Annotated in this window: 14 protein-coding genes; 8 read left to right on the top strand and 6 right to left on the bottom strand. The window is 66.2% G+C overall.

All coding sequences use genetic code 11. The features are described from left to right. Positions 1 to 50: 50 nt before the first annotated feature. The 4 genes from HZF03_RS19170 to HZF03_RS19155 are packed head-to-tail and all read left to right on the top strand — an operon-like array spanning position 51 to position 3686. Complete coding sequence (locus HZF03_RS19170; RefSeq protein ID WP_119018050.1) at positions 51 to 767, top strand: TetR/AcrR family transcriptional regulator; 717 nt, start codon at positions 51 to 53, stop codon at positions 765 to 767. Then, positions 764 to 1567: an HlyD family secretion protein gene (locus HZF03_RS19165; protein WP_011159328.1), complete on the top strand. Its 804-nt coding sequence runs from the start codon at positions 764 to 766 to the stop codon at positions 1565 to 1567. Before HZF03_RS19170 ends, HZF03_RS19165 begins: the two co-directional genes overlap by 4 nt. Then, entirely contained in the window at positions 1564 to 2517 is a 954-nt protein-coding gene (locus HZF03_RS19160; protein WP_119018049.1) for an ABC transporter ATP-binding protein, read from the top strand. Before HZF03_RS19165 ends, HZF03_RS19160 begins: the two co-directional genes overlap by 4 nt. After that, positions 2514 to 3686, top strand: a complete 1173-nt coding sequence (locus HZF03_RS19155; protein ID WP_011159326.1) for an ABC transporter permease — start codon at positions 2514 to 2516, stop codon at positions 3684 to 3686. The genes HZF03_RS19160 and HZF03_RS19155 overlap by 4 nt, the downstream gene beginning before the upstream one ends. A gap of 32 nt (positions 3687 to 3718) precedes the next feature. On the opposite strand, the gene bcsS is transcribed toward HZF03_RS19155, so the two are convergent. The 3 genes from bcsS to HZF03_RS19140 all read right to left on the bottom strand — a co-directional run bounded on the left by bcsS (position 3719) and on the right by HZF03_RS19140 (position 5929). Then, on the bottom strand, positions 3719 to 4576 hold the full coding sequence (gene bcsS / locus HZF03_RS19150) for a cellulose biosynthesis protein BcsS (protein WP_234832205.1): 858 nt from the start codon (positions 4574 to 4576) through the stop codon (positions 3719 to 3721). Positions 4577 to 4719: 143 nt separating this feature from the next. Continuing rightward, positions 4720 to 4977 carry a hypothetical protein gene (locus tag HZF03_RS19145; protein WP_011159324.1) on the bottom strand — a complete coding sequence of 86 codons (258 nt, stop codon included), beginning with the start codon at positions 4975 to 4977 and terminating at the stop codon, positions 4720 to 4722. Between the two features lie 145 nt (positions 4978 to 5122). After that, entirely contained in the window at positions 5123 to 5929 is an 807-nt protein-coding gene (locus tag HZF03_RS19140) for a DUF72 domain-containing protein (protein WP_119018047.1), read from the bottom strand. Positions 5930 to 6181: 252 nt separating this feature from the next. Here HZF03_RS19140 and HZF03_RS19135 point away from each other — a divergent pair, with 252 nt between their 5' ends. The 3 genes from HZF03_RS19135 to HZF03_RS19125 all read left to right on the top strand — a co-directional run bounded on the left by HZF03_RS19135 (position 6182) and on the right by HZF03_RS19125 (position 10164). After that, a complete protein-coding gene (locus HZF03_RS19135; protein ID WP_119018060.1) occupies positions 6182 to 7318 on the top strand; it encodes a glycosyltransferase in 1137 nt (378 codons plus the stop codon). A 7-nt stretch (positions 7319 to 7325) separates the two neighbouring features. Next, a complete protein-coding gene (locus tag HZF03_RS19130; protein ID WP_119018046.1) occupies positions 7326 to 8822 on the top strand; it encodes a glycosyltransferase family 39 protein in 1497 nt (498 codons plus the stop codon). A 124-nt stretch (positions 8823 to 8946) separates the two neighbouring features. After that, positions 8947 to 10164, top strand: a complete 1218-nt coding sequence (locus tag HZF03_RS19125) for an NAD(P)/FAD-dependent oxidoreductase (protein ID WP_119018045.1) — start codon at positions 8947 to 8949, stop codon at positions 10162 to 10164. Positions 10165 to 10267: 103 nt separating this feature from the next. Here HZF03_RS19125 and HZF03_RS19120 read toward each other — a convergent pair whose 3' ends face one another. After that, a complete protein-coding gene (locus HZF03_RS19120) occupies positions 10268 to 11161 on the bottom strand; it encodes a sugar kinase (RefSeq protein WP_119018043.1) in 894 nt (297 codons plus the stop codon). 334 nt (positions 11162 to 11495) lie between these two features. Between HZF03_RS19120 and HZF03_RS19115 the strand changes: the two genes are divergently transcribed. Beyond that, complete coding sequence (locus HZF03_RS19115) at positions 11496 to 12368, top strand: VOC family protein (protein ID WP_119018042.1); 873 nt, start codon at positions 11496 to 11498, stop codon at positions 12366 to 12368. A gap of 11 nt (positions 12369 to 12379) precedes the next feature. Here HZF03_RS19115 and HZF03_RS19110 read toward each other — a convergent pair whose 3' ends face one another. Both HZF03_RS19110 and HZF03_RS19105 read right to left on the bottom strand, forming a co-directional pair. Then, complete coding sequence (locus tag HZF03_RS19110) at positions 12380 to 13939, bottom strand: L,D-transpeptidase (protein ID WP_119018041.1); 1560 nt, start codon at positions 13937 to 13939, stop codon at positions 12380 to 12382. Positions 13940 to 14110: 171 nt separating this feature from the next. Beyond that, positions 14111 to 15331 (bottom strand): cytochrome P450, encoded by a 1221-nt coding sequence (locus HZF03_RS19105; RefSeq protein ID WP_119018040.1) that lies wholly within the window; start codon positions 15329 to 15331, stop codon positions 14111 to 14113. Positions 15332 to 15481: the final 150 nt, after the last annotated feature.

The raw sequence follows: 15481 nt of genomic DNA, 5'->3' as shown, positions 1-15481 counted from the left end.
CGGAGCGCGCAGATCTTGATTATGACTGACCGGTCAGTCATAATGTGAAAATGAAGCGCGCCTCAACTGCTCCTTCGGTTTCTGCTCCCGTCGCTGCGAAGCGGGCCGCCGCGGCCCGCGGCTCTGCGTCAGCGGCCAAGCCAGCCTCGGAAAACGAGGCGATCTCGACCCGCGCCGCCAAGGCGGCGGAACGGCGCGCCGCGATCATCGAGGCGGCGCTCGACGAGTTCACCGCGCGCGGCTTCGCGGCGACCCGGATCGATGACGTCGCCAAGCGTGCCGGCGTTGCCAAGGGCACGATCTATCTGCACTTCACCGACAAAGAGGCGATGTTTCAGGAGCTGGTGCGCACCGCGCTGGTGCCGACGATGCAGCGGCTGACGGCGCAGCCGTCGCCCGGCGTCTCGGCGCGGCAGATGCTCGAAGCCTTCGCCGACGCCTTCGTGAACGACGTCGCGCAGACCCGGCGCGGCGAGATTTTGCGGCTGGTGATGGCGGAGGGCACGCGGTTTCCGTCGCTGGCGGAATTCCACTACCGCAACGTGGTCGAGCCCGGCGTCGCCGGCATCCGCCGCATCCTGGAGCTCGGCGTCGCCCGCGGCGAAATCAGTTCTGCGGCGCTGACGCAGTTTCCGCAGCTCGCGGTCGCGCCGGTGGTGCTCTCGGTGATTTGGCAGGGCCTGTTCGGCCGGTTCGCGCCGCTCGACGTCCAGGCGATGCTGCGCGCGCATCTCGATCTGATCTTCGGCGAAAGGACGGCGTCATGACGCGACCCTCGCTCATTCTGCGCGGCTGCGCCGCGGCGCTACTCGCGCTGGCGCTCGCAAGCTGCGGCAAGGGCAACGATCCCGGTTATCAGGGCTGGGTCGAGGCCGATCTGATTTTCGTCAGCCCGGACGAATCCGGCCGCATCACTAAGCTCAAGGTGCGCGAAGGCGACGAGGCGAAGACCGGCGAGCTGATCTACACGCTCGACGACGACCTGCAGCAGGCCGATCTCAATCAGAATCTTGCGACGCTCGCCAACGCCAAGCAGACCTTCGACCGCGCCCAATCGCTGTCGAAGACCGGTTCCGGCACTCAGGCCAATCTCGATGCCGCGATCTCGACCCTGCGCGTCGCGGAAGCGCGTGTGGAGACCTCGAAGACGCGGCTGGCACGCCGCGAAATCCGCGCGCCGGTGACCGGCACGGTGCAGCAGATCTATTTCCGCGAAGGCGAGATGGTGGCGGCGCAGAAGCCGGTGCTGTCGATCCTGCCGCCGGGCAACATGAAGATCCGGTTCTATGTGCCGGAGCCGGAGCTGCCGAAGCTGGCGATCGGCGAGAAGGTGCGGGTGACATGCGATAACTGCGCGGCGGATCTGTCGGCCGAGATCTATTTCATTTCGACCACGGCGGAGTACACGCCGCCGGTCATCTACAGCCTCGATGAGCGCAACAAGCTCGTCTATCTGATCCAGGCGCGGCCCAACAAACCCGTGAGCCTGCGGGTCGGCCAGCCGGTCAGCGTGTATTTGCCGCCGGCGGCCGCGGCGCCTTCGCCGGTGGCGGCCAGCAAGCCATGACCGCCGCGCCGACCCTCGCGGCGGATGCGCGCGACATCGCGATCGATGTTCGCGGCCTCACCAAGTCGTTCAACGGCCGCGAGGTGGTGTACGACCTGTCGATGCAGGTGAAGCGCGGTTCGATCTACGGCTTTCTCGGCCCCAACGGCTCCGGCAAGACCACGACGATCCGGATGCTGTGCGGTCTGCTGACGCCGGACCGCGGCGAGGGCAGCTGTCTCGGTTTCGATATCCGTACCGATGCCGCCAAGATCAAGCGTCGAGTCGGCTACATGACGCAGCGCTTCAGCCTGTATCAGGACCTGTCGGTGCGCGAGAATCTCGAATTCGTCGCGCGGCTGTACGGCGTGCCCGATGCGCGCGGCGCGGCGCGCGAGATGATCAAGCGGCTCGGCCTGTCAGGCCGCGAGGAGCAGCTTGCCGGCGAACTCTCCGGCGGCTGGAAGCAGCGGCTCGCGCTCGGTGCCTGCACGCTGCCGAACCCGCAGTTGCTGCTGCTCGACGAACCGACCGCCGGCGTCGACCCGAAAGCGCGCCGAGACTTCTGGAACGAGATTCACGCGCTCGCCGCTGAAGGTCTCACCGTGCTGGTCTCGACCCACTACATGGACGAGGCCGAGCGCTGTCACGAAATCGCTTATATAGCCTACGGCCATCTGCTGGCGCACGGCACCGTCGATCAGGTGATCGCGGGCTCGAAACTCACCACGTGGGTCGCCACCGGCGAAGGCCTCGGCCCGCTGGCACACGAACTCGCCGGCAAGCCGGGCGTCGACATGGTGGCACCGTTCGGCACCAGCCTGCACGTCTCCGGGCGTGACCAGGCCGCGCTCGATCAGACGCTGGCGCCGTATCGCAACGATCCGCGGCAGACCTGGCAGCACGGCGCGCCGTCGCTCGAGGATGTGTTCATCGAGCTGATGAGCCGGTCGAAGGACAACTTCCAATGACCGCAGTTGGTGCCGATGCGCCGAAGCCTGGCGCGCCGATCAAGGAGCCGCGGTTCGGCTTCCTGCGCCGCACCTACGCGATGCTGGTCAAGGAGCTGATCCAGCTCAAGCGCGACCGGCTGACCTTCGCGATGATCATCGTGATCCCGGTGATGCAACTTCTGCTGTTCGGCTACGCCATCAACACCACGCCGCGGCATCTGCCGACCGCGGTGCTGCTGCAGGAGGATTCCGACCTCGGCCGCTCCATCCTGAAAGCCCTGGAGAACACCGCGTACTTCAAGTTCACCCGTGAAGTACATAGCGTCGCCGAGTTCGACGATCTATTGCTGTCGGGGCGTGTGCTGTTCGGGGTCGAAATCCCGCGTGGCTTTGAACGCGCGGTGCGGCGGGGCGAGAAGCCGGCGATCCTGGTCGCAGCTGATGCCACCGATCCGGTTGCGGCCGGCTCGGCGCTATCGGCACTCGGACAGATCGTGCAGACCGCGCTGATGCACGACCGCGTCGGCGGCGACCCCGCCAATCCGCCGTTCGAGATCCGCGCCCACGCCCGCTACAATCCGGCCGCCTCGTCACGGCTCAACATCGTGCCTGGTCTGGTCGGCACCATCCTGACCATGACCATGCTGATCTTCACTGCGCTGTCGGTGACCCGCGAGATCGAGCGCGGCACCATGGAGAACCTGCTGTCGATGCCGATCACCCCGGTCGAGGTGATGCTCGGCAAGATCCTGCCGTATGTCGGTGTCGGCTTCATTCAGGCGTCGCTGATCCTCGGCATCGGTGTGCTGCTGTTCGGCGTGCCGCTGCGCGGTAGCCTGGCGATGCTGGCGCTGTTGTCGACGCTGTTCATCACCACGAACCTCGCGATCGGCTACACCTTCTCGACGCTGGTGCAGAACCAACTGCAGGCGATGCAGGCGTCGATGATGTTCTTCCTGCCGTCGATCCTGCTGTCCGGCTTCATGTTTCCGTTCGCCGGGATGCCGATCTGGGCGCAGTACATCGGCGAGTGTCTGCCACTGACGCATTACCTGCGCATCGTCCGCGCGATCATGCTGAAGGGCTCGACGCTGGAGAATCTGCAATACGACGCCGTCGCGCTGCTGACGTTGATGTTGATCGCGATGACGATCGCCGTCACCCGATTCCGCCGCACGCTCGATTGATCGGCTCAGCGTTCGCGATCGTATGGGGTCTGCTACCGCCTCAGCGACGCGCCGAGGCGGCTGTAGATGCCGCTGCGGCCGTAGCTGTCGCGGACGTAGCCGGCAGCCGCCGACCATTCCATCGCCGCGACCTCGAAGCCGGTGAGATGGAGTCCGATCCGGGTCTGCCGGCTGAACTCATCGGAGGAGCCGGACATCTCCGGCCCGAGCCAGAACGCGTCGAACATTCGCCAGCCGGCGGCCAGCCTGGCGCCGTAACTGCCCGCGACGGTGGTGGCGTAGAACGATGAGGACAGCATGGTCTCCGGCGTCGGCTCGGCCCAACTCTCCACTGCGATGCGCACGCCGCCATGGGTGCCGCGCCAACGTTGCTCGCGGAAATCGGGCATCGAAGCGCGGTTCTCGAGATCGGGGCCGGCGAGGATCTTCAACTCGAACGCGCCGGATTTGAAACGCCATCCCGCCAGCACTGAGGCGCGGGAGATGTCGTTGATATAGGTGAAACGCCCCGCCTGGTAACGCTCCAGCGCTTCCGACAGCATCAGCCGGACCACCGGGCCATTCTCGGCCGCGCCGCCGCCGAACCATTCGAAGCCGCCGTACAGCGATGCGCCGTTGCGCCACAGATCGTAGCCGCCGAACAGCAGCGACCCATGTCCTTGTCCGCCGCTGAACCGGTCGGCTGCCAAGTCGGCCAGAGGAGAGAAGTTGTTTCGTCCCGCCGACAGGTCGCCGCTTAGTCCCTCGTCGTCATTGGCGTCGACACTCGCGATGTCCGGCGGACCGACAGTGCCGAGATCAAACGAGGACGGCTCCGGAAGTTCGAGCTCAGGCTCGTCGAGGGCGGGATCGAACGTCTGGGCGGCGGCGCAGCCGGCTCGCGCGATCAAGATCGCAAAAAGGCTAAACGCGCCTACCACCCAGACGCAACGCATCGCCACTACTCAGGTAAGCAACCAATACGCGATAAATTCTACGTATTAGAGCTATGGTTGTGGTGGCTGTCTAGTGCGTTGTAGGGTTGTCGATGGGATTAGTCCGGCTGCGGATCATGTTGGTCGCGGCTCGCAATGGCGTGCTCGAGCGCCACCGCAAGCTGACGATCGATATCGGCCATGCCGTCGATGTAAGCCTCGGACAGGGACAGGCCCTGTGGTGCGTGTGGGGCGGCGCGGGCCTTGGTTTCGAAATGGTGGCGCAGAATCGCCGGCGACGGATGCGACTTGATCAGCGCATTGGCGAAGTTGACCAGCGCCTTGATCTGTCCGTTCATGAAGTCGATCTTGTCCATCCGAAAACGGATCCTTTTGTTGATGTAGTACATGTGCGCGAGCCTAGCCCGGCACCTTCAGCTAACCTATTGATCGGCCGCAACGCCTTGCGGTGACGCAATGTCGCGCGGCACGTCCGCTCAGTTGGCGGTGTACCGTCGCAATTTAGCCGACGAGTTTGATCAGTTCCATCGCGGCAGCGGGCGCGCGCACCTTGCCTTCGTGAATCACATAGGCAAACACGTCGCGCTTGTGCGGCTTTGCCGCCGACGCGTCGACCTTCGGCAGATCGTCGGGCTCGCCGCCGCCGGCCCAGAGTTGCAGCCGCTTGGCCCATGCCGAAAGCGCCTTCTGCGGATAGCCGGTGGCGATCTCATCCTTGCCTTTTTGCAGCCGTGCATAGACGAAATCACCTGTGACGTCGGCGATCTCAGGATAGGTCGCGTGCTCGGAGTACACGACCGGAATGTTGTGCTCGCGCAGCAGCGCAATGAACGCCGGCGTCTTGAAACTGTCATGACGAACTTCGACGACATGCCGCAGCTTGCGGCCGTCGATCTCCCGCGGCAGCAGCTCGAGGAATTTGCCGAAGTCGGCTTCGTCGTACTTCTTGGTCGGCGCGAACTGCCACAGCACTGGACCGAGCCGGTCTCCGAGTTCGAGCACGCCTGAATGGTAGAATCGTTCAATACTTTCGCCGGCTTCCGCCAGCACTTTTCGGTTGGTCGCGAACCGCGGTCCCTTCAGCGAAAACACGAAGTCGTCCGGGACCTCGCTGGCCCATTTGCGGAAACTCTCCGGCTTCTGCGAGCCATAGAAGGTGCCGTTGATCTCGATCGAGGTCAGCTTGGAGGCGGCGTATTCAAGCTCCCGCCGCTGCGGCAACTTGTCCGGATAGAACACTCCGCGCCACGGCTCGTAGGTCCAGCCGCCGATGCCGATCCGGATGTCGCCTGCCTGAGCTTTCTTCATGTCTCCCCCCTTGCGAAAGTTGCACCCCGTTCCTATCTTGGTTGCAACGGCGACGTCGATGCTTCGATCCGGAGCGTGCGACGCCGAGACGACCACTGAATAGTAGGGAGCGCCGGATGTACGCGCACCTGTTGTTCGTGGTCGTTGACCTTTTTGGGCCACCGTAGCCACCCGATTTCAGTACATTTCTGATCCAAATCGACCGGGGCTCGCCTTGGCAGAGCGCGGGTGCGCCGCTATACGCATGGCGCGATGATCGATGCCAGCCCAGCCGCGGTCGCGACCCGTGCCCAGCCTGCGGCGGTTCCGCTGCAGCTCTCGGTGGTCGTCCCGACCTTCAATGAACGCGACAATGTCGAACTGCTGTTCCGCAAGCTGGAAGCAGCGCTTGCCGGCGTGGCCTGGGAGGTCATTTTCGTCGACGACAATTCCCCCGACGGCACCTGGCAGGTGGTCCGCGAAATGGCGCGCCGCGATCCGCGCGCCCGCTGCATCCGGCGGATCGGCCGCCGCGGCCTGTCGGGCGCCTGCATCGAAGGCATCCTCGCCTCCGGTGCCCCGTTCGCCGCCGTCATGGACGCCGATCTGCAGCACGACGAAACCCAGCTCGCCAAGATGCTGTCTCTGCTGGAGAGCAACGCCGCCGATCTCGTGATCGGCAGCCGCTATATCGAAGGCGGCAGCGCCGATAGCTTTGATCGGCAGCGTGCCGGGATCAGCGCGATCGCCACCCAGGTCGCCCAGAAGGCGCTCAAGATCGAGGTCGCCGACCCGATGAGCGGCTTCTTCATGATCCGCCGCGACCGCTTCGAACAGCTTGCGCCGGAGCTCTCGACCCAGGGCTTCAAGATCCTGCTCGACGTGATCGCGACCGCGCGCGGTAGCCTGCGCATCGTCGAGGTGCCGTTTACCTTCGGCTCGCGGCTGCACGGCGAGAGCAAGCTCGACTCGATGGTGGCGCTGGATTTCCTCGGCCTGGTGCTGGCGAAGTTCAGCCATGACGTGCTGTCGCTGCGTTTCATCCTGTTCGCGCTGGTCGGCTCCACCGGCGTGGTGGTGCACTTCGTCACGCTGTTCGTGGTGCTGAAGCTGTTCGAGCAGCCGTTCGCCGAGGCGCAGGGCGCCGCCGCTCTGGTGGCGATGACCAGCAACTTCATCCTCAACAATTTCCTGACCTATCGCGACCAGCGGCTCAAAGGCTTCGCGATCGTCCGTGGCCTGCTGCTGTTCTATCTGGTGTGCGGCGTCGGTCTGCTGGCCAATGTCGGCGTCGCTTTCGCGGTCTACAACGAGCACATCACCTGGTGGTTGGCAGGCGCGGCCGGTGCGCTGATGGGCGTGGTGTGGAACTACGCGATGTCCGGCCTGTTCGTCTGGCGCAAGCGATGACCGGCCGATGAGCGACGCGATGCGGCGTCCCGCCGTCGCCACGATTTTGGTCGTGGTTGGACTGGTTGCGCTTCGGCTCATCGCCGCCGCGGTCACGCCACTGACCTTCGACGAGGCGTATTACTGGACCTGGTCGAAGAATCTCGCGCTCAGCTATTTCGATCACCCGCCGATGGTGGCGGTGGTGATCAAGCTCGGCACGCTGATCGCCGGCGACACCGAGTTTGGTGTCCGTCTCGTGTCGATCCTGCTGGCGCTGCCGATGAGCTGGGCGGTGTGGCGCGCCGCCGTTCTGCTGTTCGACGACGAACGCATCGCCGCCACCGCAACCGTGCTGCTCAACGCCACCATGATGGTGTCGGCCGGCACCACCATTGTCACGCCGGACGCGCCGCTGCTGGTGGCGTCCAGCTTCGTGCTGCTCGCATTGGCCGAAGTCGCGGCGACGGGCAGGGGCGTGTGGTGGCTTGCGGTCGGCGTCGCGGTCGGGCTGGCGCTGCTGTCGAAATACACCGCGCTGTTCTTCGGCCCCGCCATCCTGATCTGGCTGCTCTGGGTGCCGGCGTTGCGGCGCTGGCTGCTGTCGCCTTGGCCGTATCTTGGCGGCATCGTCGCGTTCGCGCTGTTCTCGCCGGTGGTGATCTGGAACGCGCAGCATGAGTGGATTTCCTTCGTCAAGCAGTTCGGCCGCGCCAAGCTCGGCGGGTTCGAGCCGCATTTCCTCGCGGAGCTGATCCCGACCCAGTTCGTGTTGGCGACGCCGTTTGTGTTCGTGCTCGGCGTGATGGGACTGATCGCGCTCGGCAAGCGCAGCACCGGCCCGGCGGCCTCGCGCGTGCTGGTCGCCGCGACGGTGTGGACGATCGCGCTGTATTTCGCCTGGCAGGCGCTGCACGACCGGGTCGAGGCGAACTGGCTGAGCCCGCTGTATCCGGCGTTCGCGCTCGCGGCCGCGGTGGGCGCGGCCTATCCGCACTGGACGCCCGGCATCGCGCGCGTGGTTACGGTTTGCCGGCGCTGGGCGGTGTCGACCGGCGCGGTGTTGTTCGCGCTGGTGGTGGTCCAGGTGAACACCGGTGCGCTGACCGGCTATCGGCGCGATGCGACGGTACGCTCGGTCGGCGTTGGTGTGCCGCAGATGGTCGCTGAGATCGATCAAGTGCGGCGGCGGATCGGCGCGAGCTGCGTGCTGACCGACGATTACGGCACCACTGGTTGGCTGGCGTTCTATCTGCCGCCCGGCACCTGCGTGGTTCAGCGCGGTGAACGTTTCCGCTGGCTCGCGGCGCCGGCGCCGACGGCCCAGCAATTGGCGGGGCCGCTGCTGCTGGTCGGCGTCGACAACGCCGCGGCCCGGCCGGATCTGCAGGGCGCGTTCGGCAGGGTCGAGCGGGTCGGTGCGGTCACCCGCTCGCGTGGTCCGCTGTTGGTCGATGCGGTGGCGCTCGATATGCTGTCGGATCCCAAGGGGCAGATCCTCGATCTGCGGCCGCCGATCTATTGATGCGGTGGGGCAGTCGCCCGGGCAAACGTGCTGACCGGCGGTGGCTGAGTGTGCTAGAGGCTGGGGCCGATCCCCACCTCCCGCGCGTCCGCCGCGCTGTTTCCCTCACACGACGAGCTCAACGATGAACGACACGGTCTTGATTGCTGGAGCCGGACACGCCGGATTTCAGGTCGCCGTATCACTGCGCCAGGCGAAGTACGCCGGGCGCATCGCGCTGATCAATGACGAGAAGCATCTGCCGTATCAGCGCCCGCCGCTGTCGAAGGCGTATCTCAAGAGCGGCGGCGATCCGAACTCGCTGATGTTTCGTCCGGAGAAGTTCTTCCAGGATCAGGCGATCGAGCTGATTTCCGACCGCATGGTGTCGATCGACCGCGAGGGCCGCAAGCTGCTGCTCGCCTCCGGCACCGCGATCGAGTACGGCCACCTCGTGCTCGCCACCGGCGCCCGCAACCGGATGCTCGACGTGCCCAACGCGTCGCTGCCGGACGTGCTTTACTTGCGCACGCTCGACGAGAGCGAAGTGCTGCGGCAGCGGATGCCGGACAAGAAGCATGTCGTGGTGATCGGCGCCGGCTTCATTGGTCTCGAGTTTGCCGCGACGGCGCGGGCCAAGGGACTCGAGGTCGACGTCGTCGAACTGGCGCCGCGGGTGATGGCGCGCGTGGTGACGCCGGAGATCTCCAGCTACTTCCACGACCGCCACAGCGCGGCTGGCATCCGGATGCACTACGGCGTTCGTGCCACCGAAATCGACGCCGAGGGTGACCGCGTCACCGGAGTCGTCCTGAGCGACGGCAGCACGTTGCCCTGCGATCTCGTCGTGGTCGGCGTCGGCGTGATTCCGAACGTCGAGATCGCCGCCGCCGCCGGCCTGCCGACCGCCGCCGGCATCATCGTCAACCGGCAGCTTCTCACCAGCGATCCGCACATCTCGGCGATCGGCGACTGCGCGCTGTTCGAGAGCGTTCGGTTCGGCGAGACGATGCGGGTGGAGTCGGTGCAGAACGCCACCGATCAGGCGCGCTGCGTCGCTGCGCGTCTCACCGGCGATGCCAAACCATATGACGGCTATCCGTGGTTCTGGTCCGATCAGGGCGACGACAAGCTGCAGATCGTCGGGTTGACCGCCGGGTTCGATCAGGTGGTGATCCGCGGCAGCGTCCCCGAGCGGTCGTTCTCGGCGTTCTGCTACAAGGCCGGCAAGCTGATCGGCATCGAGTCGGTCAACCGCGCCGCCGATCACGTGTTCGGCCGCAAGATCCTCCCCCTCGACAAATCGGTGACGCCCGAACAGGCCGCCGATCTCAGCTTCGACCTGAAGAAGGCGGCGGCATAAGGCGGTCTGTCGTCATTGCGAGCGAAGCGAAGCAATCCAGAGGCCCTGGGTACTGAACTGGATTGCTTCGTCACTTCGCTCCTCGCAACGACGTCGCAGGGCTTCACGCGACTGCCGCGAACTCGCGCTTGACGGCTTCGATATCCGCGACCGTCGGCAGGCCGGCTTCGTTGCCGAGCTTCTGGATCTTGAAGGTCGAGGCGGCGCGGGCGAATTCGAAGTGGTGCTGCCAGCTCTGCGCGGGGTTGTTCAGGTACGAGAACACATAGGCGCCGTGGAACACGTCGCCGGCGCCGTTGGTGTCGATCACCCGCTCGCGCGGGATCGGCAGCGCCGGCAGCGTGCGGACCGTGCCGGCCTCGTCGTACCAATACAGGCCACGCTCACCGAGGGTGACGCCGCCGACCCGACAGCCTCGCGACTTCAGATAGTCGAGCATCTTCTCCGGCGTCATGTCCATCTGCTCGCACAGTCGCTCGGCGACGATCGCGACGTCGATGAACTCCAACAGCTCGTGGGTGTTGGTGCGCAGGCCGCCGCCGTCGAGCGAGGTCAGGATGCCGGCCTCGCGGCACAGCTTGGCGTAATGGATCGCCGCATCGGGCTGGTGGCCGTCGACATGCAGGGCGCGGCAAGGGCCGAGATTGAGCAGCGGAAACGGATGGATGTGTTCGTCGTCGCGGCAGCGGACGATGGCGCGCTTGCCGTCCTTCGGCATGATAAAGGACAGCGACGACGACGCGACCTTGCGCGGATGAATCTCGATGCCGTATTTCGCGCTCATGTCCTGAAACATCCGTCCGAGCCAGTCGTTGGCGACGGTGGCGATCAGGTCGGGCACGATCCCGAGCTTGGCGCAGCAGAACGCCGCGGTCACCGCGTTGCCGCCGAACGACACCGCGTAGTCGGATGCCACGTGCTTTTCGTCGCCGGTCGGCAGATGGTCGGTGATGAAGGTGACGTCGATATAGGTCTGTCCGATGAAGAGTGCGTGCATGAGAGTCCCGAGGCTGCGACCTGTTCCGGCGCGTCAGCATAGCATTGCCGTTCGCAGTGCATTCGCTAAAATTTTCCGCAGGGTCACAACTGATACGACAGCGGTTTCGCCGAAAATCCAGTCATAACGGCGCGCGCGCTGCCTTGTTCCGGGCAGGCGCGATCAGGGAGGCGAGGGTGGCAGTCGCGTGCGAGCGAGCGGCTTATGGCACGTCCAGTGGCTGCGGCACCTCGGCATCGCCCGGGGATTGCGCGCCGATGAACCGGCGCGGCAAACCCGATAGCATCGTGCGGCAAATCACTGCGTGGGGCGGCGTGCTTGCGGGGGAACGTCCATGATCACCGCCATCGATCATCTCGTCGTCCTGGTCAGCGATCTGGGCGAGGCGGTCGCGACCTATGAGACGCTGCTGGCGCGTGCGCCGGCCTGGCGCGGGGGCGACGAGGGCTCCGACAACGTTCTGTTTACCTTCGACAACATGTCGCTGGAATTCATGGCTCCGGCCGGCACCTCGCAGTCCGCGGAGCGGCTGCGCACCCTGATCAAGCTGCAGGGCGAGGGGATCGCCAGCCTGTGCTTCCGGGTCGCCGACGCGGCAGCTGCGCGCTATCGGCTGGATCGGGTGGCGCTGCAGCCGACGCCGGTCGCCGACGTCGAAGGCCGCGACCGCGTCACCGGCGCGACGCTGACGTGGAAAAGGACCCGGACCGCGACCGAGACCACCCGCGGCGTGCGGATGTTCTTCCTCCAGCTCGGCTCCGAGCGGCCGCACTCACAAGTGACCGGGCCGGCGCCGGTGGTCGGCCTGGATCATCTGGTGATCTCGACCTCCGATCCGGATCGCGCCGCAGCGCTTTACGGCGCCAGGCTCGGGCTCGACATGGCGCTGGACCGCTCGCAGCAGGACTGGGGGCGGCTGATGTCGTTTCACTGCGGCGATCTCAGGATCGAGGTGGTGCACAGGCCGGTTGCGGGCTCGGACGCCAAGAATGACAAGCTGTGGGGCGTCGGCTGGCGTGTCGACGATGTCGAGGCGGCGCGCGAGCGGCTGCTGGCCGCCGGCCTGACCGTCACCGCTTCACGGGCCGGACGTCACGCCGACACCCGTGTCGTCACGGTGCGCAGCGGCACCCGCCGGATTCCGACCCTGCTGGTGCAAAGGACGCCGGCCCAAGCTCTCGACGAAGCGGCGGAGGAAGGTGCGTAGCGCGGCACGCGCTACCACCAACCCGGCTGCTCCTGGCGGTAGTAGTCTTGCGGCTGGCGGTAATAGCCTTCGCCGTAGCGGCCGCGCCGGGACTGCGCAGGGACGCGTTGCTCCCTCGGCTGGAAGAAGAAGCCGAAGCCACCATCGTTCCAGTCATCACTGCTGGCCACCGGAACGTCGCTGCTGGTGGGCTTGCGGGTGATGAAGCCGCCCTGCGGCTGGTCGCTCAGCACCGCGACGAATTCGGTGCGGTAGTTAGTCTCTGCGCTCAGCGGCTCATCGGAGATGATGATCGAGGAGCGCGGCAGCGCGGTCGGGCCGATCCGCTCCAGCACCTCCGGCGGGATCGTGACGCGGTCGAGCGCGCTCTTGGCATCATCGACGCTTTCGATCGTCACCGCGCTCCAGCGCAGGCCGGCGTCGTTGCGCGCCATCGCGGTGAAGATGTGCGTGCCGATCGGCCGCTCCGGATCGCGGATCATCACCGGCACCTCGATCGAGAAGTCGAACAATTCGCCGCCGTCGGGCAGCGGCTTGCGGGTGTTGCGGCGGACGTAGAGCTTCTGGGTCGAGCGGCTGATGTAGATCGACACCGGCTCCTGCGCGAGCTTGGCGTCGGTCGCCAGCTTCGCCGTCTCGGCCTTCTTCGCCGCGGCGGCCTTCGCAGCCTCCTTGGTGGCGGCTGCGGCGGCATGCTTGGCGTCCGCGTCGGCTTTGGCCGTCTCGAGTTGGGTGGTGGCTTCGCCGAGTTGCTGTGCCGCCTGTTGCTGCCGTTGTTCCGCCTTGGCCTTGGCCTCGTCCGTGCTGGCGGCGACCAGCACCTTGTCGGCCGCCTTCAGCGCCGCCTCGGCCCGCGCCTTGGCGCGCTCCAGTTTGCGTAAGGTGTCCTTGAGCGGTTTCACCGCGCGGGCGGCTGCGGTCGCGGCGGCCTTGGCTTCATCGGCCGCCTGCGCGGCCTGCTCGGCCTCGCGGACCGCGATCTCGGCGCGCGTCGGCGCGGCGGCCAGCGCCTCGGCATTCGGCGAGAACAGTACCGGATGGCTGATATCGGCCGGCTCGACGTCCTCCGGCGACACGATCACCCGCATCCCGATCCGGGTCTTGTCGAACAGCTTCTCGGCGAACTCGTACGGCATCCGGACGCAGCCATGCGATGCCGGATAGCCCGGCAGCGGTCCGCCGTGCAGCGCGACGCCGTTCCAGGTGATGCGCTGCATGTTCGGCATCCAGGCGTCGTCGTACATCGTCGAGCGGTGGTCCTTGTCCTTCTCGACCACGGCAAACACGCCGGCCGGGGTTTCGCGGCCGGTGGTGCCGGTCGAGACCGGCGCGCGATAGATCCAGCCTTCGGAGTCGTACAGCGTCACCCGCTGGCCCTTGATCGAGACGATCGCCATGATCGGCTCGCCGGCTTCGCGTGGCGCGGTCGCCTCGGTGGTCGCCGCCGGGCGCGCCCGTTTGGCGTCGGCGTCAGGCGCCGGGGCTGCAACGCCGAGCAGCGTCGCCAGGGTGAGGAGGGCGGGCGTCCTGAAGCGCCGTGAGGCGCCATGCATGATCGTCGGTCGGTTCACTACGCCTCGCTCGTGATCGTTCTGGGCCCCACGGACCGGACGAATCTCTGCACACCATGATCATCGAAATCACAACGCGCCGCTACCGGTTGCACGCCGAGGCGAAGCAACGAAGGCTGTCGGGGGTGAGACCTCGCAGCACAATGCGGCGGCGCGATGGAGCGGCCGGCGCTAACCGAGCCGGCAGGGGACGCTGAGGTAACCGCGGAACCGGACCCGGCCACCACGCTGCGGCGGGCCGTCGAGGACGTAGTCCGGGAAGCGCGCGAGAAACCGCGACAGCGCGATCGCGCCTTCGAGCCGCGCCAGCGCCATGCCGGCGCATTGATGCGGACCCGACGCGAAGGCGAGATGCCGGTTCGGGCTGCGCGACACGTCGAACCGGTCGGGATCGGCAAACTGCGCCGGATCGCGATTGGCGGCGCCGATGCACAGTGTCAGCGACGTGTTGGCCGGCATGGTGATGCCGCCGATCTCGACCTCAGTGGTGGTGATGCGGTTGCCGAGCTGGTTGGAGCTTTCGTAGCGCAGGATTTCTTCGACCGCGGTCTTGATCAGCGCGGGCTCGGCGATCAGCCGCTGCTTCTGATCGGGAATGGTCGCCAGCGTCACCAGGCCGTTGCCGATCAGGTTGGTGGTGGTCTCGTGTCCGGCGTTGAGCAGGAAGATGCAGTTGTGCAGCAGCTCCTTGGCGGTCAGCTTCTCGCCGCCGGTCTCGCCCTGGATCAGCCGCGTCAGCACGTCGCGCTCCGGATCGCCGGGCTGGGCGGTGCGGCGGGCGATCAGGGTGTCGAGATAGCCGAGAAACTCCGCCACCGCCTCATTGCCGAGCGCGAATGCCTCCGGCCCGATCACCGGCTCAAGCGCCCCGAGGATCGCCAGCGACCAGCCGCGCAGCGGCCCGCGTTCGTCGTGCGGCACGCCGAGCAGGTTGCCGATCACCTCGATCGGGATCGCCGCGGCAAAGTCCTCGATCAGATCGACGCGGCCTTTGGCGGCCATCGCATCCAGCAGCCGGTCGACCAGCGCGATCAGGCCCGGCTCCATGCCGGCGATCGCCCGCGGCGTCAGCGCCCCCATGATCAGGCGGCGGACGCGGGTGTGCGACGGCGGATCGTTGAACACCAGGCTGGTGGTGTGGTGCTCGAACAGCAGCGAATCGCCGTATTTCGGCGCGAATTCGCGTTTCTTGTCGGACGAGAACAGCGTGGTGTTCTTATAGACCGCGACCAGATCGTCGTAGCGGGTCAGGAAATAGCCGCCACTCGCCAGCCGCTTGACCGGCTGGTGTGCTCGTAGCGCGTGGTAGGTCGGATAGGGGTTGTCATAAAAGTCGGGCGTCAGACGTGCGAGATCGAACGCTTCCGCGAGCTCTGCTGGGGCCGTTTCCATGTCATTCCCGTTTTTTACGTCTATAGGCGATTTACGACGTTGCCGAAACGGTCGGGAAATCTGCGGGTCAGGTCTTGCGGCGGGAACCGGGGCGACGCATGTCATGCGCCCGGTCCGTGGGCCGGGGCCGGCCGCTAGGGCGGCTTCCTC

Source organism: Rhodopseudomonas palustris (genome assembly GCF_013415845.1).
GTDB lineage: Bacteria > Pseudomonadota > Alphaproteobacteria > Rhizobiales > Xanthobacteraceae > Rhodopseudomonas > Rhodopseudomonas palustris_F.
This window is presented reverse-complemented; position numbering and strand designations above follow the sequence as displayed.